This window comes from Nesterenkonia pannonica, assembly GCF_019575955.1.
In the GTDB taxonomy this organism is placed as follows: Bacteria; Actinomycetota; Actinomycetes; order Actinomycetales; family Micrococcaceae; genus Nesterenkonia; species Nesterenkonia pannonica.
Genome location: NZ_CP080575.1, coordinates 1,341,674 through 1,363,313, shown reverse-complemented (window position 1 = coordinate 1,363,313; position 21,640 = coordinate 1,341,674). Strand labels below are relative to the sequence as shown.

6 protein-coding genes, 3 rRNA genes and 9 pseudogenes are annotated in these 21,640 nt (G+C 64.2%); 3 read left to right on the top strand and 15 right to left on the bottom strand.

Annotated elements, in window-relative coordinates:
• Positions 1–9 precede the first annotated feature (9 nt).
• The 7 genes and pseudogenes from K0H76_RS09865 to K0H76_RS09835 form a co-directional block, all read right to left on the bottom strand.
• Positions 10–1,017, bottom strand: a pseudogene (locus K0H76_RS09865) (tyrosine recombinase).
• Positions 984–2,605 (bottom strand): annotated as a pseudogene (locus tag K0H76_RS09860) (CTP synthase). Before K0H76_RS09860 ends, K0H76_RS09865 begins: the two co-directional pseudogenes overlap by 34 nt.
• A gap of 173 nt (positions 2,606–2,778) precedes the next feature.
• Positions 2,779–4,486 (bottom strand): annotated as a pseudogene (gene recN / locus K0H76_RS09855) (DNA repair protein RecN); the annotation flags it as partial.
• Positions 4,483–5,432 (bottom strand): annotated as a pseudogene (locus K0H76_RS09850) (NAD kinase). The pseudogenes K0H76_RS09850 and recN, both read right to left, overlap by 4 nt.
• Before the next feature lie 26 nt (positions 5,433–5,458).
• Positions 5,459–6,264, bottom strand: a pseudogene (locus tag K0H76_RS09845) (TlyA family RNA methyltransferase).
• Between the two features lie 162 nt (positions 6,265–6,426).
• Positions 6,427–7,263: an HAD-IIA family hydrolase gene (locus K0H76_RS09840; RefSeq protein WP_258932879.1), complete on the bottom strand. Its 837-nt coding sequence runs from the start codon at positions 7,261–7,263 to the stop codon at positions 6,427–6,429.
• Positions 7,260–7,592 carry a hypothetical protein gene (locus K0H76_RS09835; protein WP_258932878.1) on the bottom strand — a complete coding sequence of 111 codons (333 nt, stop codon included), beginning with the start codon at positions 7,590–7,592 and terminating at the stop codon, positions 7,260–7,262. The genes K0H76_RS09840 and K0H76_RS09835 overlap by 4 nt, the downstream gene beginning before the upstream one ends.
• Positions 7,593–7,846: 254 nt before the next feature.
• Between K0H76_RS09835 and K0H76_RS09830 the strand changes: the two genes are divergently transcribed.
• The 3 genes from K0H76_RS09830 (at position 7,847) to K0H76_RS09820 (ending at position 8,993) form a co-directional block, all read left to right on the top strand.
• Positions 7,847–8,005: a hypothetical protein gene (locus K0H76_RS09830; protein ID WP_258932877.1), complete on the top strand. Its 159-nt coding sequence runs from the start codon at positions 7,847–7,849 to the stop codon at positions 8,003–8,005.
• Positions 8,006–8,176: 171 nt separating this feature from the next.
• Positions 8,177–8,416 (top strand): hypothetical protein, encoded by a 240-nt coding sequence (locus K0H76_RS09825; RefSeq protein WP_258932876.1) that lies wholly within the window; start codon positions 8,177–8,179, stop codon positions 8,414–8,416.
• A 64-nt stretch (positions 8,417–8,480) separates the two neighbouring features.
• A complete protein-coding gene (locus K0H76_RS09820) occupies positions 8,481–8,993 on the top strand; it encodes an SIS domain-containing protein (RefSeq protein ID WP_258932875.1) in 513 nt (170 codons plus the stop codon).
• Positions 8,994–9,086: 93 nt separating this feature from the next.
• Here the strand turns inward: K0H76_RS09820 and rrf are convergent.
• The 8 genes and pseudogenes from rrf to argH all read right to left on the bottom strand — a co-directional run.
• Positions 9,087–9,203 (bottom strand): 5S ribosomal RNA (rrf, locus tag K0H76_RS09815).
• 240 nt (positions 9,204–9,443) lie between these two features.
• Positions 9,444–12,532 (bottom strand): 23S ribosomal RNA (locus tag K0H76_RS09810).
• Between the two features lie 448 nt (positions 12,533–12,980).
• Positions 12,981–14,505: ribosomal RNA gene (locus K0H76_RS09805) — 16S ribosomal RNA — on the bottom strand.
• Together the 16S, 23S and 5S rRNA genes form the textbook arrangement of a ribosomal RNA operon.
• Before the next feature lie 459 nt (positions 14,506–14,964).
• Positions 14,965–16,285 (bottom strand): annotated as a pseudogene (gene tyrS, locus K0H76_RS09800) (tyrosine--tRNA ligase).
• Between the two features lie 15 nt (positions 16,286–16,300).
• Positions 16,301–18,565, bottom strand: a pseudogene (locus K0H76_RS09795) (AAA family ATPase).
• A gap of 118 nt (positions 18,566–18,683) precedes the next feature.
• Positions 18,684–19,314: pseudogene (locus tag K0H76_RS09790) on the bottom strand (DNA-3-methyladenine glycosylase); the annotation flags it as partial.
• Positions 19,315–19,333: 19 nt separating this feature from the next.
• The gene (locus K0H76_RS09785) at positions 19,334–19,882 is read right to left on the bottom strand and encodes a lytic murein transglycosylase (protein ID WP_258935295.1); all 549 of its coding nucleotides are present in this window, start codon (positions 19,880–19,882) and stop codon (positions 19,334–19,336) included.
• A gap of 346 nt (positions 19,883–20,228) precedes the next feature.
• A pseudogene (gene argH / locus K0H76_RS09780) lies at positions 20,229–21,635 on the bottom strand (argininosuccinate lyase); the annotation flags it as partial.
• Positions 21,636–21,640 lie beyond the last annotated feature (5 nt).

The window sequence follows — 21,640 nt, the reverse complement described above, 5'->3', positions numbered from 1 at the left end:
CTCCTTACCCTACAAGGCTCGCGGATGGGCAGATATATACGTCTCCCGAAGCGAGTCGGCGGTCACCTTGGTGTAGATCTGGGTGGTGGTGACTGAGGCGTGCCCCAGAAGCTCTTGGACGGTGCGCACGTCCGCGCCGCCCTCGAGCAGGTGGGTGGCGCAGCTGTGGCGCAGGGTGTGCGGCGACACCTCCGCGCCGATATCCGCTGCGCGGGCCGCTTTGACGAGCGCAGACCACGCCGACTGCCGCGACAGGCGGCCTCCGAGGCGGTTGAGGAAGAGTGCAGCGCTCCTCGGGACCGCCCGGAGCGCCCTGCGGCTGAGGCAGTCTCGAGGAGCGCGGGGCGGTAACCGTCAGGTAGTCGCCCACCGCCCGCTGGGCGTACTGCCCGAGGGGCACGAGGCGCTGCCTGTTCCCTTGCCCGTCACTCGGACCAGAACGAGCCGGTCGCCATCCTCCTCGGCATCCGGGGGCGAGGCGGCAGGGTCGGCGGGCGGACTCTCCTGGTAAGCCTGGACCACATGCACGTCATCGACGTCCAATGACACCGCTTCGCTGATCCGTGCGCCCGTGGCATAGAGGAACTCCAGGAGCGCCCTGTCCCGGAGCCCGAGCGGGTCGGCCGCCGAGGGGCGTCCAGCAATGCAGTGACCTGGTCCACGGTCAGGGCCTTCGGAAGGGTCTCTGCCTGCTTCGGGGCAGCGACCTCCCTCGCCGGGTCGTGAGCGGTCAGCCCCTCGAGGGCCCAGTGCCGGTGGGCACCGCGCACTGAGGCCAGGGCCCGCGCGGCCGAGCGCGAGGAGAGAGCACTTCCCCGTCGCCGCCCGTCATCAGAGCCTGCACGAAGTCCGAGACGTGCCCCTCGTCCACCGCATCGGGCGAGGAGGTCCCCGACTGTCCAGGTAAGCCGTGTAGCGGCGCAGATCACGCCGGTAGGAGGCGAAGGTGTTCTCCGAGACGCCGCGCTCGATGCGCAGGTGGCTCAGATACTCCTGCACCGCCTCTGACAGGCCCACGGCCGCTCAGCGTGCCGAGCGCCGCTGCAGCCCGGCTCGTATGAGTAGGCGAACAGCGGGTGAGGGCTGGTGGGCCGGGACTTCAGCTCGGGGTGCGCCTGCGTGGAGACGTAGTAGGGGTGCGACTCCTGGGCAGCTCCACGAACTCCACGAGAGTGCCGTCCGGGCTGGTTCCGGAGAACACCAGCCCAGCCTCAGAGAGCTGCTCGCGGTAGGCGTTGTTGACCTCATAGCGGTGCCGGTGACGTTCCGAGATCTCGGTGGTCCCGTACGTCTCGGCCACCACGGAGCCTTCGACCAGCGACGCGTCGTAGGCGCCCAGCCGCATGGTTCCGCCCAGGTCGCCCTCGTGGCGACGATGGTCTCCTGCTCCGCCATCGTCGCGATGACCGGGAACTTCGTGTCGGGGTCGAACTCGGTGGAGTTGGCCTCGGGAAGTCCGACGACGTTCCTGGCGTACTCCATGACCATGGTCTGCAGCCCGAGGCACAGCCCGAGCGTGGGCACACCGTTCTCACGTGCGTACCGCAGTGCGCCGATCTTGCCGTCCAGGCCGCGCACGCCGAACCCGCCGGGCACACAGATGGCATCTACGCCTGCCAGCGCCTTGGCGGCGCTCTCCTGGTCGGAGCAGAGGTCGGAGGGCACCCAACGGATCTTCGTCTTGGCACTGTTGGCGAATCCGCCGGCGCGCAGCGCCTCCGTGACCGAGAGGTAGGCATCGGGCAGGTCGATGTACTTGCCGACGAGCGCCACTTCGACCTCGTCATCGGGGTGGTGGACCACGCTGAGCAGGCTGTTCCACTTGGACCAGTCGACGTCCTTGAACTTCAGGTCGAGCGCCTGCACGACGTAGGCGTCCATGGCCTGCTTGTGGAGGATCCGCGGGATGTCGTAGATGCTCGGAGCATCGGCGCAGTTGATCACAGCGTCGGCGTCGACGTCGCACATCCTGGAGATCTTGCCCCGGATATCGGCAGGCAGCTCGCGGTCGCTGCGCAGCACGATCCCGTCAGGCTGGATTCCCAGGGACCGCAGGGCGGCCACCGAGTGCTGCGTCGGCTTCGTCTTCAGCTCCTGCGACGGTCCGATGTAGGGCACCAGCGAAACGTGCAGGAAGAACACGTTCTCCCGGCCGACGTCCTGCCGGAGCTGGCGCGCAGCTTCGAGGAAGGGCTGAGACTCGATGTCGCCGACGGTTCCGCCGATCTCAGTGATGATCACATCGGGGCATCACGCTCGCCGGGCTCATCGGCAGGAAGACGCATGCGCCGCTTGATCTCATCAGTGATGTGCGGGATGACCTGGACGGTGTCGCCGAGGTAGTCGCCTCGACGCTCCTTCTCGATGACTCTGGAGTAGACCTGGCCGGTGGTGACGTTGTTGACCCCGTCAAGGTTCTCGTCCAGGAATCGCTCGTAGTGGCCGATGTCCAGGTCGGTCTCGGCGCCGTCCTCGGTCACGAAGACCTCACCGTGCTGGAAGGGGTTCATGGTGCCGGGATCCACGTTGAGATAGGGATCCAGCTTCTGCATCACGACGGACAGGCCGCGTGCTCGGAGGAGGTGACCGAGGACGATGCCGTCAGACCCTTGCCGAGGGAGGAGACAACACCCCCGTGACGAAGATCTGTCGAGTTGGGCTGGGGTGTTCTGGTTTCTGGAAGAAGCGCGGTTGACCACGGAGTTCTAGCCTATCAGCGTTCGGGGATGGGGTTGCGGAGCTCTGCGCGGAGGCCGGGTGCTCCTCAGCGGCCTGCCTCAGCAGCTCATCGGCGTGAGCGCGCGCCGAAACGGAGTCCTCGTGGCCTGCCAGCATGCGCGCCAGCTCCCCACCCGCTCATCGTCAGTGAGGGAACGCACATCTGATGCCGTCACGCCGTCGGACTGTCCTGATGCCTCCGGGTCCTTGAAGACCCGAATGTGATTGTCGGCATATGCGGCGACCTGAGGCAGGTGCGTCACACAGATGACCTGTGCGTGCTGAGCGAGCTTCGCCAGACGCCGACCGATCTGCACCGCTGCCTTTCCGCCCACTCCCGCATCGACTTCGTCGAAGATGAAGGTGGAGGCGGGTGCGTGCTCAGAGAGCACCACCTCGAGGGCCAGCATCACCCGTGAGAGCTCACCGCCTGATGCGCCGCGGCCCAGAGGCGCCGGATCCGCGCCTGCGTGGGGAGCCAGCAGAAGAGCCGCCTGATCGGCGCCGTGACGGGTGAGGCTCTCAAGCGGGGTCACGTCGGCAAGAAGGCGTGCGTTCGGCATGGCCAGGGCGGCCAGCTCCTCCCCACTGCGGCGGCAAGGGCATCGCCTGCCTCCTGCCGCTTCTCGCGCAGCGCGCCTACCTGGGACCACAGCGAGGCCTCCATCTCCTTCACCTGCTCCGAGAGCTCTTCGATGCGTCCGGCGTCGCCCTGCAGGAGTCCAGCCGGGCACGCGACTCCTCGGCCCACTGCAGAACATCTGTGATCTCTGTGCCGTAGAGGCGCATCAGCCGGTCCAGCTCCGCGCGACGCGCGTGGACCTCGGCGAGCCTCTCCGGGCCCGACTCGTCCAGTCCGGCCGCGTAGACGCCGAGCTGGTTGCCCGCGTCGGTGAGGAGCGTGGACACCTCGGAGAGCTGCCGCCCGATCTCCTCCAGCTCAGGGTCCTGATCCGTCACGGGGACCAGCGCCTGCGAAGCGTCCTCCACCAGCGCCACCGCACTGGGGGCGTCGTCCGCGAGCGCCGCGTCGGCACCGGCGACCGCCGCCTGGGCGGTGCGGGCTGCGTCCCTCAGCGACTCCAGGTTCTCCAGGCGCATCGACTCGGCCCGAAGCTGCGCGTCCTCCCCGGCTGCGGATCGGCCTCGTCTATCTGCTCGAGCGCCTGCTGCAGGTGCTCAGCCTCGCGCCGCCGCTCCAGCTCGTTCGTGGTGATCTCCTCCAGCTCGGCGGCGAGCTCCCGGAAGCGGGCGAAATCGTCCTGGTAGGCCCGGAGGGCCGCAGCGAACTCGGGACCCGCATAGGCATCAAGGGCGGCGCGCTGGGCAGAGGCGGACTTCAGCCGCAGCTGGTCCGCCTGGCCGTGGACCGTGACGAGCTGCTCACCGATCTCCCCAGGGTGCTCACGGGCACTCCGCGCCCGGCGGCCGTGGCCCGGCTGCGACCTTTGGCGCTGACGGAGCGTCCCATCAGGAACGGCTCCGCGGCAGACTCTGCGTCCGCCTCGTCGAGCACCCCGGCCTCCGCTGCCCGGACTCGGGCGGGGTGTCCCGCCGGCACCTCCAGCTCAGCGTCGACGCTGGCTCGCTCTGCGCCCCTTCGGACCGCCGCGGGCGAGCCTCGGTGGCCCAGGAGCAGGCCGAAGGCGGTGACCACCATCGTCTTGCCCGCGCCGGTCTCGCCGGTGACGACGTTGAATCCTGGGGTCAGCTCCAGCTCGGCGCGATCGATGACTCCCAGTGAGCTGATGCTCAGGTGCTCGATCATCCCTGCTTCTTCTCCTGTCCCGGGTTCACGGTCGGACCGCGCCAGCCGGTGATGGGCAGGTTGAACTTCTCGACGAGCCTCTGGGAGAAGGGCGTCTGGTGCACCCGTGCCAGCAGCACCGGCCTGTCGGAGCGGGTGACTTCGACCCTGGCTCCTCCGGGCAGGGGCATTGCCCGCCGCCCGTCGCACCACAGCACGCCCTCCTCGCCCTCACGCTGCAGCACCTCGACGGCCATCGTGGAATCGGGATCCACCACCAGCGGGCGCGCAAAGAGCGCATGGGCTGAGATGGGCGCCAGAACCAGCGCCTGAACCTCAGGCCACACCACGGGACCGCTTACCGAGAACGCGTAGGCGGTCGAGCCGGTGGGGGTGGCCATGACGATGCCGTCGCACCCGAAGGTCGAGACCGGAGCACCGTCGATCTCCACGACCAGCTCGATCATCCGCTGGCGGGAGGCCTTTTCGATGCTGGCCTCGTTCAGGGCCCACGACGACGTGACGTGGGTGCTGCCGTGCCACACCTGGACGTCGAGGGCCATGCGACGTTCGACGACATAATTCTGCTCGGCGACCCATCGGACGGAATCGTCGAGCTGTGTGCGCTCCGACTCCGCGAGGAAGCCCACATGCCCGAGGTTGACGCCCATCAGGGGCAGGTCGGCCTCACGCACCAGGTCCGCTGCGCGCAGGATGGAGCCGTCGCCGCCCAGGACCATACCGATCTCGCACTCGCTCAGCGCGATGTCCTCCTCGGCGACGGCCAGCGGTATCGCCGCCAGCCGCTCTCCCATCTGAGAGGAGACTGCCTGCACGTCCTTGGCCAGCATGACGGGGTCAGTCCGGCCGCATGCAGCTGCTCAGCGACTTCGATCCCCGCCTCGACAGCCTCCATCCGGCCCGTGTGAGCAAGCACGAGCACGGCCCGCTGCTTCGCTGCAACCATCCGGCCTCCTTCTGCCCACATCATGTTCACGGATCTTCGTAGTCGATCTCGCCCAGCCTATCGGCTGGGCTGGTCAGTTCCTGGGCGGCGTCCCCAGAGGGTCGCCGGAGGTGCAGGAAGAACTCTCGGTTGCCGTCCTGCCCGGCGAGGGCCGAGACCGCGATCCCGCCCAGGTGAAGGCCCTCCGCTGCTGCGGCGGCCACGACTGCCTCCACGGCTTCGCGGCGCTGGGCGCCGCTGGTGACGACGCCGGTGCGGCCGAGACGGTCCCGTCCCACTTCGAACTGGGGCTTGACCATCAGCAGCAGATCCGACTGCGGGGCGGCCTGCTCGGCCAGTGCGGGCAGCACCAGACGCAGGGAGATGAATGAGAGGTCGGCGACGATGAGCCCGAAGGGCGCACCGAAATCTCCGGCGCGGGCGTACCTGAGGTTTGTCCCCTCGATGCTGGTGACGCGAGGGGCGTCTCTCAGCGAGGCATCCAGCTGATCGTGCCCGACATCGACCGCGACGACGTGCTGGGCCCCGTGCTCAAGCATGACCTGTGTGAAGCCTCCGGTGGACGCCCCGCGTCCAGGCACCGACGACCGGACGGGGTCACCCCAGGGAAGGATGCCAGGGCGCCGAGGAGCTTGTGCGCGGCGCGGCTGACCCACGCCTCACGCGGCTCCACGTCGATGCGGCTGTTCGGTGAGACGGCCGCTGACGGCTTCTGGGCAGGCTTGCCGTCGACCAGCACCGCACCCTCGGCGACGAGCTGCGCCGCGCGGGTGCGGCTGGGTGCGAGGCCGCGTGCCACCACTTCCTTATCGAGGCGGGCCATCGTGCTCAGCTGCGGCCGATGGACTCGAGCCTCTCGGAGAGCTCACGGTGCTTGCGCTCAGCGTGGGCCACCTGCTCCTGAAGCGTGTCCGGCGTGAGGCTGCCACCGCCTCTTCGCTGCTGCTCCGAGGGTCATGGGCGGTCTCAGTGCCGGTGGGAGCGCTTAGCTGCCTCATGCGCGGCCATTGGTGCTCCCAGCCGGTGCGCGGTGGACGCCGGTGAACAGATCCTCGAGCGAGTCGATGATCCAGTCGGGGCGCTGCTGATCCTGGGACGCGTCCGCCTGCTGCTGCGTGGTCGCGCCGGTGAGGACGAGTGCCGTGGCGTACCCGGCTCGGTTGCCGCCCAGCACGTCGGTGTCCAGACGGTCGCCGATCACCAGCGGACTGGAGAGGCCGAGCGTCTCTGCTGCCTGGGTGAACATGACTGGCTCCGGCTTGCCGGCGGCCTTCGGGTGACGGTCGGTGCCGAAGCTGACCGCTTCGATCATGGCGCCGTTGGCGGGTGCGATGCCGCGCTCTCGGGGCACGCTGCGGTCAAGGTTGGTGGCGAACCACTGGGCACCGGCGTTGATCGCATAGGAGGCTTCGGCCAGGTCGGCCCAGCAGAGAGTCGGGTCGAAGCCTTGCAGGACGGCTTCAGGCTCGTCATCGGCTGATCGGACCGTTTCGTATCCGGCCGCGTCGACGAGGGACCTCAGGGAGTCGGAGCCCACCACAAGCACTTTGGCCGGAGCTGGGAGGTGTTCGGCGAGAAGCCGGACTCCGGCCGGGGCTGAGCCGTACACCTCCTCGGCTTCGGCTGGGATGCCCAGCTCGCGGAGGTGGCCTGCGATGTGCTCCGCAGAGCGGGACGCGTTGTTGGTGACGAAGGCGCAGCGCAGGCCCTGAGACTTCAGGCGTGAGAGAGCCTCCTGGGCTCCCGGCACTGCGTCCGGCCCGCGGTAGAGCACGCCGTCAAGGTCGAACAGGACACCGTCGTGCTGGTCGGCGAGAGGTGTGGTGCTCACTGGGCGCGCTTCTCCTTCGCCTCGGCGTCGCCGAGCAGGTCGCTGATGCGTGGGACGGAGGAGCCGTCTTCGTCCTCGTCGTCGTCGAAGTCGAGGATGTCGGGCTCTTCGTAGTGGCCTGCTCCCAGCGCGCGCTCGGCCACAGGCACTTGGTTCCGCCATCGGCGCGCATCGTCGTAGCGGCCCACTGACTCGAGGACGTCCGCGTAGGCGGCGAACAGGCGAGGCGAGAAGCTGAAGGCACGGTTGAGGTCCAGTTCGGGAATCTGCAGAGCCAGGAGTGCCGCCTCCTCATCCCCGGAGTCCTGGTGCGCGTAAGCAAGAACCATGGCAAGCTCCGCCCGCGGCGCTCCCGATAGCTGCTGTGCACCTTCGTCCTGTGCGAATTCCAGAGCCTTGGCGGAGCGGCCGAGGGCGCGGAGGCAGTCCGCGATGACGGGGATGTGTGTGTGGTCGCCGCTGATGCGGCGGTAGGTGCGCAGCTCGCGCAGCGCCTCGTCGTACTCCCCGCCGCGTATGCTGCCAGGCCCACTGCTTCGCGCACCACGGCCAGTCGGTAGGCCCGGCGCGAGGCGGCCAGGGCATGCTCGAGGGCCAGCTCGGGGTCGATGTCGATGAGACGACCTGCCATCACGAGGTGCTTGGACACCCAGCCACGGTTGATGTCGTTGAGGGTCCCGAGCTGCCTGGCCGCTTCGCGGTCGAGCTCCTTGCCGGTGACGTCCTCGTCGATTTCGGGTGACCTGGCGCGGTCCTCCCTGTTGGAGCGCCGGTGATCCTGGGGTGCGCGGGATGGTCGGTCGCGGTTGTCTGCTGGTGCTGCTCGGTCTGCCACCGATACAGGATACCGGCCATCGTGGCTACCATGGGGCCATGAAGCACTCGGGGATCATCTGCTTAAGCCACGACGCGGATGTCTTCGGCCCTGGCGACGCTGCTGCCCAGTGAGGCGAAGGTGGTGAGGGAGGTCCTCGATGATGCTTCTGCCGCAGTGGACTCTACCGCTCAGCAGCTTGCCGACCGCGTGGGCGTCGCCCGTTCGACGGTGGTGCGCACGTGCCGAAAGCTGGGCTACGAGGGTATCCGCAGTTTCGCGTGGCCCTGGCCAGGAGACCCCGGCAGAGCCGCGAACGGGTCTGGACTCCGAGCATGAGGGCGAGAGCATGAGCGCATGCTCGGCTGAGGCGCGCCGACTCACCTCGGGTGTGGAGCGGGCGATGGATGCCGTCCCTGAGGACCAGGTGGAGCGGGTCTTGGATCTGCTGTGCGGTGCGGACAGCGTGCTCGTCGCGGGGAATGGTCAGTCGGCGCCGACGGCGTTGGACTTCGCATTTCGTCTGATGTCGGAGGGCCTGCGGGCGATCACTCTGCAGGATGTGTTCGGTCAGCAGATTGCGGCGCGCCAGCTGGGGCCTGGAGGTGTGTGCTTTCTGATCACTCCGAGCGGTCTGAATGAGCTGTCGGTGCGTGTTGCTGAAGCTGCGGCGAGGTCAGAAGGAACACTGGTGGTGATGACATCCAACACTGATTCTCCGGCAGCAAAACTGGCTGACGACGTACTGAATATTGTGCCGCCGTTGAATATGTTTCAGAATGAATTGGAGTTTGTGTCTCGGCTTCATTTTGCGCTTTCCGCGGAGGTACTTGCCCGTGGGGTGCGCGCGCGGTTGGTTCGTAAGGCGCAGAGGGACCAAGTTCTTGATGTGGTCACTGAGAATCTGGTGGTCTAGTTCTCAGCTTCGTGATGTGCTTTGCTTCTGGACATAGAAAAGCCGGATGGAGCAGTCGTCTCTGACTGCCCATCCGGCTTTTCTTGAAGAGATGTCCGGCGGTGACCTACTCTCCCACACCGTTACCAGTGCAGTACCATCGGCGCTGTGGGTCTTAGCTTCCGGGTTCGGGATGGGACCGGGCGTTTCCCCCACGCTATGACCGCCGTAACCCTAGACCAAACCACCCCCACCATACCGGGGGTTTGGAAACCTATAAAGGGTCACAACACGTGACACTATTCAACTGTAACCATTCAACTATCACCCCCACCATCAGTGGGGGTCGTGCTCACCACCAGCCACCCCCAAAGAACTGGGGGTCAGGCGGGTGGGGTTTGTTGGTCAGGGACCGCAGAGTGGACGCGTAGCACACAGTGTTCACACATGTTGGGTGAAACGTTGTGGTGGTGGTGTAAGTGGTCGGCTTATTAGTACCAGTCAGCTTCACGCATTGCTGCGCTTCCACATCTGGCCTATCAACCCCATCATCTATAGGGAGCCTTCACACATTGAATGTGATGGAGATCTTATCTTGAAGTAACTTCCCGCTTAGATGCTTTCAGCGGTTATCCATCCCGAACGTAGCTAACCAGCGGTGCACTTGGCAGTACAACTGGCACACCAGAGGTTCGTCCGTCCCGGTCCTCTCGTACTAAGGACAGACCTTCTCAAATCTCCTGCGCGCGCAGCGGATAGGGACCGAACTGTCTCACGACGTTCTAAACCCAGCTCGCGTGCCTCTTTAATGGGCGAACAGCCCAACCCTTGGGACCAACTCCAGCCCCAGGATGAGACGAGCCGACATCGAGGTGCCAAACCATCCCGTCGATATGAACTCTTGGGGAGGATCAGCCTGTTATCCCCGAGGTACCTTTTATCCGTTGAGCGACGGCCCTTCCATACGGTGCCGCCGGATCACTAGTCCCAACTTTCGTTCCTGCTTGACATGCCTGTCTCACAGTCAAGCTCCCTTGTGCACTTACACTCGACACCTGATTGCCAACCAGGCTGAGGGAACCTTTGGGCGCCTCCGTTACTCTTTGGGAGGCAACCGCCCCAGTTAAACTACCCACCAGGCACTGTCCCTGGACCCGATCAGGGCCCGAAGTTAGATGATCCACAACACCAGAGTGGTATTTCAACGATGACTCCACCAGCACTAGCGTGCCAGCTTCACAGTCTCCCACCTATCCTACACAAGTGATGCGAATCACCAATACCAAGCTATAGTAAAGGTCTCGGGGTCTTTCCGTCCTGCTGCGCGTAACGAGCATCTTTACTCGTAGTGCAATTTCGCCGAGTTCACGGTTGAGACAGCGGGGTCTCGTTACTCCATTCGTGCAGGTCGGAACTTACCCGACAAGGAATTTCGCTACCTTAGGATGGTTATAGTTACCACCGCCGTTTACTGGGGCTTAAATTCTCCGCTTCGCCCACAAGGGGCTAACGGGTCCTCTTAACCTTCCAGCACCGGGCAGGAGTCAGTCCGTATACATCGTCTTACGACTTCGCACGGACCTGTGTTTTTAGTAAACAGTCGGACCCCCTGGTCTCTGCGGCCACCACACCCTTTCGGAGCACGTCCTAATAGGCGAGTGGCCCCCTTCTCCCGAAGTTACGGGGTATTTTGCCGAGTTCCTTAACCGTGATTCTCTCGATCGCCTTGGTATTCTCTACCTGACTACCTGTGTCGGTTTAGGGTACGGGCGGCTTGAACCTCGCGTCGATGCTTTTCTCGGCAGCATAGGATCACCGGATCCCCACCCGAGGTGGGGGCCCATCAAATCTCAGCCTGTATGACTGGCGGATTTACCTACCAGTCGGCCTACATTCTTAGACCCAGACAACCATCGCTGGGCCCGGCTACCTTCCTGCGTCACACCTGTTAATACGCTCGCTAGACCACTTCAGGTCCCACGCTACTGACTGCCGCGAAGCCCCAAAGGGGCAACTGCAGCAGCGTTCGGGTGGTTAGTATCAGCGGGTTCGCGTGGGCGGTTCTTCGCCGGTACGGGAATATCAACCCGTTGTCCATCGACTACGCCTGTCGGCCTCGCCTTAGGTCCCGACTAACCCAGGGCAGATTAGCTTGACCCTGGAACCCTTAGTCATTCGGCGGACACGTTTCTCACGTGTCTTTCGCTACTCATGCCTGCATTCTCACTCGAACAACCTCCACCACTAGCTTCCGCTGCGGCTTCACCGGCTTGCTCGACGCTCCCTACCCATCCAGGACGAACCTGAATGCCACGGTTTCGGCGGTGTGCTTGAGCCCCGCTAAATTGTCGGCGCGGAATCACTTGACCAGTGAGCTATTACGCACTCTTTCAAGGGTGGCTGCTTCTAAGCCAACCTCCTGGTTGTCTAAGCAACTCCACATCCTTTCCCACTTAGCACACGCTTAGGGGCCTTAACCGGTGGTCTGGGCTGTTTCCCTCTCGACGATGAAGCTTATCCCCCACCGTCTCACTGCCGCGCTCTCACGTCTCGGGCATTCGGAGTTTAGCTGACGTCAGTAACCTTGTAGGGCCCATCGGCCATCCAGTAGCTCTACCTCCCGGACGAAACACGCGACGCTGCACCTAAATGCATTTCGGGGAGAACCAGCTATCACAGAGTTTGATTGGCCTTTCACCCCTACCCACAGCTCATCCCCCAGTTTTCAACCTAGGTGGGTTCGGTCCTCCACGCGCTCTTACACGCGCTTCAACCTGGCCATGGGTAGATCACTCCGCTTCGGGTCTAGACCCAGCAACTAAGACGCCCTATTCAGACTCGCTTTCGCTGCGGCTTCCCCACACGGGTTAACCTCGCTACTGAGCACTAACTCGCAGGCTCATTCTTCAAAAGGCACGCCATCACACCAACCAAGGGTGCTCTGACGGATTGTAGGCACATGGTTTCAGGTACTCTTTCACTCCCTCCCGGGGTACTTTTCACCATTCCCTCACGGTACTGATTCACTATCGGTCAACAGGATGTATTCAGGCTTACCAGATGGTCCTGGCAGATTCACACACGATTCCTCGAGCCGCGTGCTACTCGAGAACCCAGATCAGTAAGCGGAACGCATGTCAACTACGGGACTCACACCCTCTACGGTGAAGGACTCAACCTTCTTCGTCTATACGCCCGCACCTCAACTGCCAAGACTGGTAGATCTTGGACACTGGGCCTCACAACCCCATCACGCAACCCCTACCAGGTATCACACGTGATGGGTTTAGCCCCATCGGCTTTCGCTCGCCACTACTCACCGAATCACTTTTGTTTTCTCTTCCTGACGGTACTGAGATGTTTCACTTCCCGTCGTTCCCCCAAACCGCCTATACATTCAGCGGCTGGTCGCGCACCATAACAGTGCACGGGGTTTCCCCATTCGGACATCCTGGCCTCAACGCTCGGTTATCAGCTCCACCAGGCTTTTCGCAGATTCCACGTCCTTCATCGGCACCTGTTGCCAAGGCATCCACACATGCGCCCTTAAACACTTACACCCACTACACATAGCGATGTAAGCCACCAAACGACACATCAACGCACCAACCCCCAATCGGAGTAAGCGCGCAGACGAACACTCAACAAAAAATTGCAAACAAAGATGCTCGCGTCCACTATGCAGTTCCCAAACAACAACCCCACAGCCACCACCACACCAGACACGGTGCAGCAGACCTGCTGCAGAAGCACGATCAAAAGGACGCCAACCAAACGGCTGCGGCCTCAGGACCCAACAGTGCGCCAAACACCAACCAGCAGACACCAGCCGCAGACCCTTCCAACACACTCCAAAGAGCACGCGTACTAAGCAACTGCGGCCAACACCACCAGCCGGTGACCACGACAAAACGTGGTATTCGTTGATATTCCACCCATGAGCAAACCCCGGGACACCACATTCGGATGCCACAACGGGGCGGCCGCGACTCGCAGCCAGCTCCTTAGAAAGGAGGTGATCCAGCCGCACCTTCCGGTACGGCTACCTTGTTACGACTTAGTCCCAATCGCCGGTCCCACCTTCGACCACTCCCCCACAAGGGTTAGGCCGTGGGCTTCGGGTGTTACCAACTTTCGTGACTTGACGGGCGGTGTGTACAAGGCCCGGGAACGTATTCACCGCAGCATTGCTGATCTGCGATTACTAGCGACTCCAACTTCACGGAGTCGAGTTGCAGACTCCGATCCGAACTGAGACCGGCTTTTAGGGATTAGCTCCACCTCGCGGCATCGCAACCCACTGTACCGGCCATTGTAGCATGCGTGAAGCCCAAGACATAAGGGGCATGATGATTTGACGTCGTCCCCACCTTCCTCCGAGTTGACCCCGGCAGTCTCCCATGAGTCCCCGGCACTACCCGCTGGCAACATAGGACAAGGGTTGCGCTCGTTGCGGGACTTAACCCAACATCTCACGACACGAGCTGACGACAACCATGCACCACCTGTGAACCAGCCCCGAAGGGAAACCATATCTCTATGGCGATCCGGTCCATGTCAAGCCTTGGTAAGGTTCTTCGCGTTGCATCGAATTAATCCGCATGCTCCGCCGCTTGTGCGGGCCCCGTCAATTCCTTTGAGTTTTAGCCTTGCGGCCGTACTCCCCAGGCGGGGCACTTAATGCGTTAGCTACGGCGCGGAAAACGTGGAATGTTCCCCACACCTAGTGCCCAACGTTTACGGCATGGACTACCAGGGTATCTAATCCTGTTCGCTCCCCATGCTTTCGCTCCTCAGCGTCAGTAACAGCCCAGAGACCTGCCTTCGCCATCGGTGTTCCTCCTGATATCTGCGCATTTCACCGCTACACCAGGAATTCCGGTCTCCCCTACTGCACTCTAGTCTGCCCGTACCCACCGCACGATCCGGGTTAAGCCCGGATTTTTCACGGCAGACGCGGCAAACCGCCTACGAGCTCTTTACGCCCAATAATTCCGGATAACGCTCGCGCCCTACGTATTACCGCGGCTGCTGGCACGTAGTTAGTAGGCGCTTCTTCTGCAGGTACCGTCACAAAAGCTTCTTCCCTGCTGAAAGCGGTTTACAACCCGAAGGCCGTCATCCCGCACGCGGCGTCGCTGCATCAGGCTTTCGCCCATTGTGCAATATTCCCCACTGCTGCCTCCCGTAGGAGTCTGGGCCGTGTCTCAGTCCCAGTGTGGCCGGTCACCCTCTCAGGTAAGCTACCCGTCAAAGCCACGGTGAGCCACTACCTCACCGTCTAGCTGATAGGCCGCGAGCCCATCCAAGACCGCATAAAGCTTTCCACCACCACCCATGCGGGCGATGGTCATATCCGGTATTAGACCCAGTTTCCCGGGCTTATCCCGAAGTCAAGGGTAGGTTGCTCACGTGATACTCACCCGTTCGCCACTAATCCGCTCCCAGCAAGCTGGAAGCATCATCGTTCGACTTGCATGTGTTAAGCACGCCGCCAGCGTTCATCCTGAGCCAGGATCAAACTCTCCATTAGATAACTAAATAGAGAACTAAACAACGTAACGAACATGATCTCCACCCCGCCGGAAAACGGGGCCTCACGGATATTCATGCTCGCCAGCTGCTGATCAATCCAGGCATGTCACAGCTGCTCACACGGGGGTGCAAGCGCTGTGACTACCAATAAATAAATTGGTATCAACAAATTTGGCACACTATTGAGTTCTCAAGCAGCAATCGCTGTCAGCACCACCAGGATTTTCTCCCGGATCGCTCTGAAGCAACTTCTCTATGTTACCGCTTCGTTTCGTTCCCGTCAACTCCGTGTTTACCTGGGTTTCCGAGCACACCAAACGAAGCTTTAACTTCGATAGGTGATCGGAGAGACTCTCCGCGGCGCCTGCGGCTTTCAGCTTTCGCTGTGGCCCCGGCGCGATCGTTAACTCTACACACGTTCCTGAGCACGTGCAAACCCCGGCTAAGAACCCCGGAATCATGCGGATGGGGCGCGCCTGACCAGTGCGAGGCTCTTCTTTCCCCGACGCACGAGGAGGTACTGGCCGTGAAGCCATTCGTCATGGCCCACTGCAGTCTCCGCATCCTCAACCTGTCGATTGTTGATGTAGGCCCCGCCCTGCTGCACCGCTCGGCGCGCTTCGCCGCGTCCCTTGACCAGACCCGTGTCGTGAAGGATGCGCACGGGTGTTGCCTCATCCATAAGCAGGTCTGCCGTGGGCAACTCGGCCGCGATGGCCGCGAGGGTCCGCTCGTCGACATCTGCGATGTCGCCCTTGCCGAAGAGCGCCTCCGCCGCAGCGATAGCTCGCTGAGCAGCCTCCTCGCCGTGCACCAGGCACGTCACGTCCCAGGCCAACGTTCGCTGGGCCTCACGCCTGAAGGGCTCCGACTCCACAGCTCGCTCGAGCTGATCGATCTCCTCCCGGCTCCGGAAGGTGAACACCTTGAGCCGGTTGATCACATCTGCATCCGCCTGGTTCAGCCAGAACTGGTAGAAGGTGTAGGGAGAAGTGAGCTCAGAGTCGAGCCACACTGCGTTGCCCTCTGACTTCCCGAACTTCGTCCCGTCAGAGTTGGCGATCAGCGGCGTCGAGAGAGCGTGCACCGCTGCCCCCTCAGCCTTGCGCACAAGGTCAGTGCCCGACGTGAGGTTCCCCACTGGTCCGATCCTCCGAACTGAAGCGTGCATCCGTACTGCCGGTAGAGCTGCAGGAAGTCGTAGCCCTGAAGGATCTGATAGCTGAACTCGGTGTAGGAGATTCCATCGTCTGAGTTCAGCCGCTTGGCAACAATGTCCTTCTTGATCATGGTGCCGATGCGGAAGTGCTTTCCGATGTCCCGGAGGAACTCGATCGCGCTGATGCCCTCAGTCCAGTCGAGGTTGTTCACCATCTGCGCACCCTCAGCGCCGTCCATATCGACGTAGTGGCGGATCTGCCTGCTCAGACTGTCGACCCACCCCGCCACAACCTCCGGAGTGTTCAGCGTTCTCTCGCTGGTGGGCCGGGGTCACCGATGAGCCCGGTCGAGCCGCCGACCAGCGCCAGGGGCTTGTGCCCGGCCAGCTGCAGGCGACGCATCGTCAGCAGCTGAACCAGATGCCCCAGGTGAAGGGAGGCCGCGGTGGGGTCGAAGCCGGCATAGAACGTGATCGGCGAGCCTGCTAAGGCCGTCTCGATGGACTCCTCGTCAGTGGAGTTCTGGACGAGGCCGCGCCACTTCAGCTCCTGATACGCGTTCGCAAAGCTGGGGTCGTTGCGCTGAGTCTCGAGCACTGGGTTCTTCGCATTCGTCACGGCGTTCACCGTATCTCAGAATCCGGCCGGGAGCGGCTGTGAGGAGACGACCTGCAGCGATCGCGTCGAGCGTGTCAGCGCCACATACAGGGGCCCACTTTTCCGCCGGCCTGATCGACCAGCTCGGTAGCTCCGCAACAACCACCCCGTCGAACTCCAGACCCTTCGCCTCGTCCGCGGTCAGCGCCACCACATCCTGGGTGAGCGAGCCCGCGCCGCGCCCGAGTCGGGTGCCGAATCTCTCGGCGAGCTGCTCCCGGACCGCCCCGATCAGACGATCGGGAACGATGGCGGCCACCAGGCCCTCCCCAGGCGACGGTGCTCGTCCTCCACCGCCTGCACCACCGCACCCAGGATCTCGCTCTCCTGGACTGGGGTGATCTCAGGCGCATGATCGCCCTCCCGGACGGTGCGCAGGGAGGTGGTCTGCAAACCGTTCGCATCAGCCACCCGCTCGGCCAGCTCCACGATGCGCCCCGGAGTGCGGTAGTTCACGGTGAGCTCCTCGATCCGCAGCCGGTCCTCATCGACGAACGGCTCGAAGGCCTCGCCCCAGTTCGACGAGGCAGACGGGGAGGACCCCTGCGCGGTATCCCCACAGCCGTCACCGACTTCAGGGGCAGCGACGGAAGAGCACGTGCCACTGCATGGCCGAGAGCTCCTGGGCCTCATCGACCACGATGTGGCCGTAGGTCCACGAACGGTCAAGAGTGGCCCGCTCCGCCGCGCTCAGGGTGGGGCCCGACTCCGCGTTCATCGACGCGACAGCCTCCGCATCCAGGAAGCCCTCGATGCCCATCTCCTCGAGCTGAGGCACTGCATTCTCCACGGCCTTCTGCGCGTTCTCGAGGTCCTTCTGGCGAGAGATCTTCTGCCGCGCCTCCTCACGCCCGGCAGTCTCATCGAGATCGCCCAGCAGCTCAGCGGCCTCATCCAGGAGGGGAACGTCCGAGGAGGTGAACGGACTGCCGGGACGACGCTGCAGCAGCTCACGCTCGGCATCGCTGAGCTGCGGGGCCGCATCGGTCAGATACTGGGGCTTCGAGAAGAGGTCCTCCAAGAGGCTCTGCGGGGTGCGCGGCAGCCAGCACAGGTTCAGCAGCACACGCACGTCGCGTGAGGTGCGGACATCCTCCGCAAGGTAGGCGCGGTCTGCGTCATTGCCCTGGGATCGCTTCTCGATGATCCGTTCGAGCTTCTCTGCGATCTCCTGACCATGACCTTCACGAAGGTGGCGCGAGCCTCGTTGTACGGCTTGCCTGTGGCCCTGGCCCGCTCGATTCCGCGACGAATCATCTTGGACGTCACCGTCACGGCCGTGCCTTCGACCGTCACCTCCCGAGGTTCGGGAATGCTCCTCTGGCGGTGCTCCACCGCCGCGTCGAGGATCTCAACCCAGTCCACGCGTCCCTTGATCTCGGCGACGCGCGCGTCAGGCTCCTCCACCCCCTGACCCCTGGGTAGAGGTCGGCCAGGGACGACATGACCACACCGGTCTCGCCCAGGGAGGGCAGGACTCGTTCTATGTAGGACATGAATGCCGAGCTCGGCCCCACCAGGAGCACACCGGCGCTCTTCAGACGCTCACGGTGCGCGTAGAGCAGGTAGGCCGCGCGGTGCAGCGCCACCGCCGTCTTCCCTGTGCCGGGGCCGCCCTGGACGACGAGCACACCGGAGCGGTCCGCGCGAATGATGCGGTCCTGCTCCGCCTGGATGGTCGCGACGATATCGCCCATCTGGCCCGTGCGGCGTGCCTTCAGCGCGGCCAGCAGGGCACCGTCTCCATGGTTCTCGACATCCTCCTCGAGAACGCTGGCATCCAGCACCTCATCTTCGAGCCCCTGCACCTGACGGTGCTTGAGCATCAGGTGCCGCGCCTGCGCACACCCTGCCGCGCGAACGCCGTTGCCTGGTAGAAGACCCCCGCCTCGGGAGCGCGCCAATCCAGCATCAGACGCTGACGTGCCTCTGAAGTCAGCCCGATCCGACCGATGTAGCGCGTTTCGCCGGTGTCCAGGTCCAGCTTAGGCCGAAGACGAGCCGGTCATCGACGGCATTCAGCTGCGCCAACCGGTCCTCGTACATGGTCGCGAAGGCGTCTCGCTCCGAGATGTTCTGCATGGTGCCCACGGCACCGGTGGAGCGAACCTTGGCCAGCTGCGCCTCCTTCTCCCGACGCAGCGCATCCAAGCGGCGGTAGAGGGCAGCCACGTACAGGCGCTCCTGATCGACCCCGCCCTCCAGGGGCGGAACAGTGACCAGATCGGCGGTCTCAGTCATCAAGCGTGCTGCTTTCTTCGGAGACGGAAAAGATCAGTCAATATTACAGCGTCCATGGTTAACGCAAAGTGACGCGGACCTCAGGGAGCGGCTCTGCGTCGTCGGGTCGATGCTCGGTAGGGGAGACGGACCGCCTCTCGGCGAGCCAGAAGCGCCACGGGTACGCCTCCGAACCGCCCTCGCCCGATACGCCCACCCGAGGGCCCGCGCTCACCGGCTCCGGGCGATGCCCCTGCTCCGGCGGAGCCAGGACGACGCGAAGGCCCTCCTGGGGCCCGACCCGAGGCTGAGGCGGGTCCTGAACAATCTCCACGGCGGCGCCGTCGAGGGTGGTATCCGCCCCAGGCCCTGTCCCAGGCGCCCTGGACCGGACAGCAGCTTGACCCCGGTGTCTCTGCCTCCGCGACGGCTGACCGCGGCACCCCGACCCTCGAGCACCTCCGCGGCCCTCAGCAGCACCCCGCGGCTCCCGCGGCATGGGACACGAGGTTCATGCAGAAGTGGATGCCGTAGCTGCGATACACATACACGTGGCGGGGCGGGCCGAAGAGCGAGGCACTGCGCGGCGTCATGCCCCGGTAGGCATGGGACCCAGGGTCCTCACCTTCGCCTCCGTACGCCTCCACCTCTGTGAGCCGCACGGTGACGTCCTCCTCGGGAGTGCTCACCGTCAGACGGCAGCCCAGGAGCCGGGGAGCCACATCGACGGCATGGGCATCGAAGAGCTCGCTCAGCGCGTCGGCGCTCATGCCTGCCACAGTCATCCGACTACTCATTGTTCTCGGCCTCCTGGTGCTGCGCGTACTCGGCGGCTCGCTGCGCCACGCTGTTGGCATACTCCACCGACTGGTTGTAGGCAGTGACCGCGTCGTTCCAGCCGAAGTCGCTGGTCAGGTCCTCGCCGCTCTCGCACAGGTAGACCCCGGCCGACAGGGCGGCATCGTCGTACTGGTGGACATCGGCCTGACCGTCCTGATTCGCGTCCTGGCCGTATTGGTCCCACGTCGTCGGGATGAACTGCATCGGGCCCACCGCGCGGTCCCACTCCGTGTCCCCGTCGAGCTCGCCATCATCGGTGTCGGGGATGGCCATCAGGCCTTCACTGCCGTCCAGGGCCACTCCGATCACAGGAGGATCCACCGCACCATCATCGGCGACGGACGACGCTCCGTACTGCCCATGAACGGACTCGACCTGCCCGATGCCTGCCAACGTGTTCCAACCCAGCCCACACTCAGGCCGCGTCTGGGACAGGTGCACAGCGGCACCGGCGTAGGCGATCAGCGCTCGCTCAGGAATACCCGCAGCCCCGCTCATCTCAGCAGTCCACTCGGGGTCAGCGAGCTCAGCGAGGGAACGGCGGTCACGTCCTCAGGAGCGTCCGAGGCCGCGGGAGGGTGGGCCTGAGGAGGCGCCGAGGGTAGCCCAGCTCGGTCGGGTGGGGACGCTCCTCCCCACGACCGGCCCACTGCTGCAGCACCAGAACGACCACCACCAGCACCACCAGGCCAGCGGCAGCCGCTGCGGCTGCGGCCCGGCGACGTCGGACTCTGGGCGACGGCGGCCTCTTCGGCGAGGCGGAGCTGTGCGACGAACTCACGGCAGAGAGGGGCTGGCGATCAGGCGATCCCGTCCGGTCCCACAATGCTCCCGGGGTAGCGATGAAGTCTCTGAGGGGCTGGAGCTGACGCTTCAGCTCGTCAAGCTGCTCGGCGACTGCCTGAGGAGCGGTGCCCCCTCGTGAGGAGCGCGACGTCAAGGACCCGAAAGTGGTCAGCACGGCGCGCACGTCAGAAGTGAGGTGATCCGAAATGCTGGCGAGCTCCTCATCAGTGAGGTCCCAGAGCTCCACGTCCCGGGATTCCGCGACCCGCACGCACTCCCCCGCCAGCTCATGGGCCACGCGGAAGGGGACCCCCTGACGCACGAGCCATTCGGCGATGTCGGTGGCGAGCGCAAAGCCGCGGGGCGCCAGCTCCGCCATCCGCTCAGTGTGGAAGGTCAGCGTGCCGATCATGCCCGAGACAGCCGGAAGCAGAAGCTCCAGAGTGTCCACCGCATCGAACAGGGGCTCCTTGTCCTCCTGCAGATCCCGGTTGTAGGCCAGCGGAAGCCCTTTCAGGGTCGTCATCAGCCCTGTGAGATCGCCGATGAGCCGCCCGGACTTTCCACGCGCCAGCTCAGCGACGTCGGGGTTCTTCTTCTGCGGCATGATCGAGGAGCCCGTCGAGAAGGCGTCGTCGAGAGTGACGAAGGAGACCTCCTTGGTGGCCCAGAAGATCGTCTCCTCGCTGATCCGGGACAGATCGACGCCGATCATCGCGGCGACCCACGCGAACTCGGCGTAGACGTCGCGCGAAGCCGTCCCGTCGATGGAGTTCCACGCAGCCTCGTCGAAGCCCAGCTCCTCAGCCACACGCTGCGGGTCAAGGCCCAGCGACGAGTAAACCAGCGCACCGTGGCCGTACGGAGAGGCCGCGGCCCGCCGGTCCCAGTCCACCATCCGCTGCAGATCCCGAAGGAAGGCCCAGGCATGGGCCAGCAGGTGGTGGCTGAGCAGCACCGGCTGCGCGTGCTGCAGGTGCGTTCGGCCGGGCATAGGGGCCTCAGGGTGGGCCTCGGCCTGGCTGATCAGCGCGTCGATGGTATCCATGACGCTAAGCCGCGACGACGCGGGCGTGGTCCCGCAGGAACATGCGGCCCATCGTGGCGATCTGGTCATTGCGGGACCGGTAGGCCCGCAGCTTGCCTCCGAGCTCCTCGCCGGCGCGCTCAAGCAGGCCTCGCTCCAGGGCTCCGTGCACGTCCTCGTCCGATGCCATGGCGAGAACGCGCCCGAGAGCACGTCCTCCTCCAGACGGTCCAATGCGGAGAGCATGCCGGCAGCCTCGGAGTCGTCGAGCAGCCCGGTGCGATGGAGCACACGGGCATGGGCGCGGGAGTAAGCGATGTCGTACCGAGCGAGTCGAAAGTCGAAGTGCGTGGATTTGCTCAGCGCCGCAAGCGCATCGGCTGGGCCTGCCGCAAAGCGCCCGCCCCACAGCGAGCCCTGGTGGGTCTTCTCCGCCACCGCGC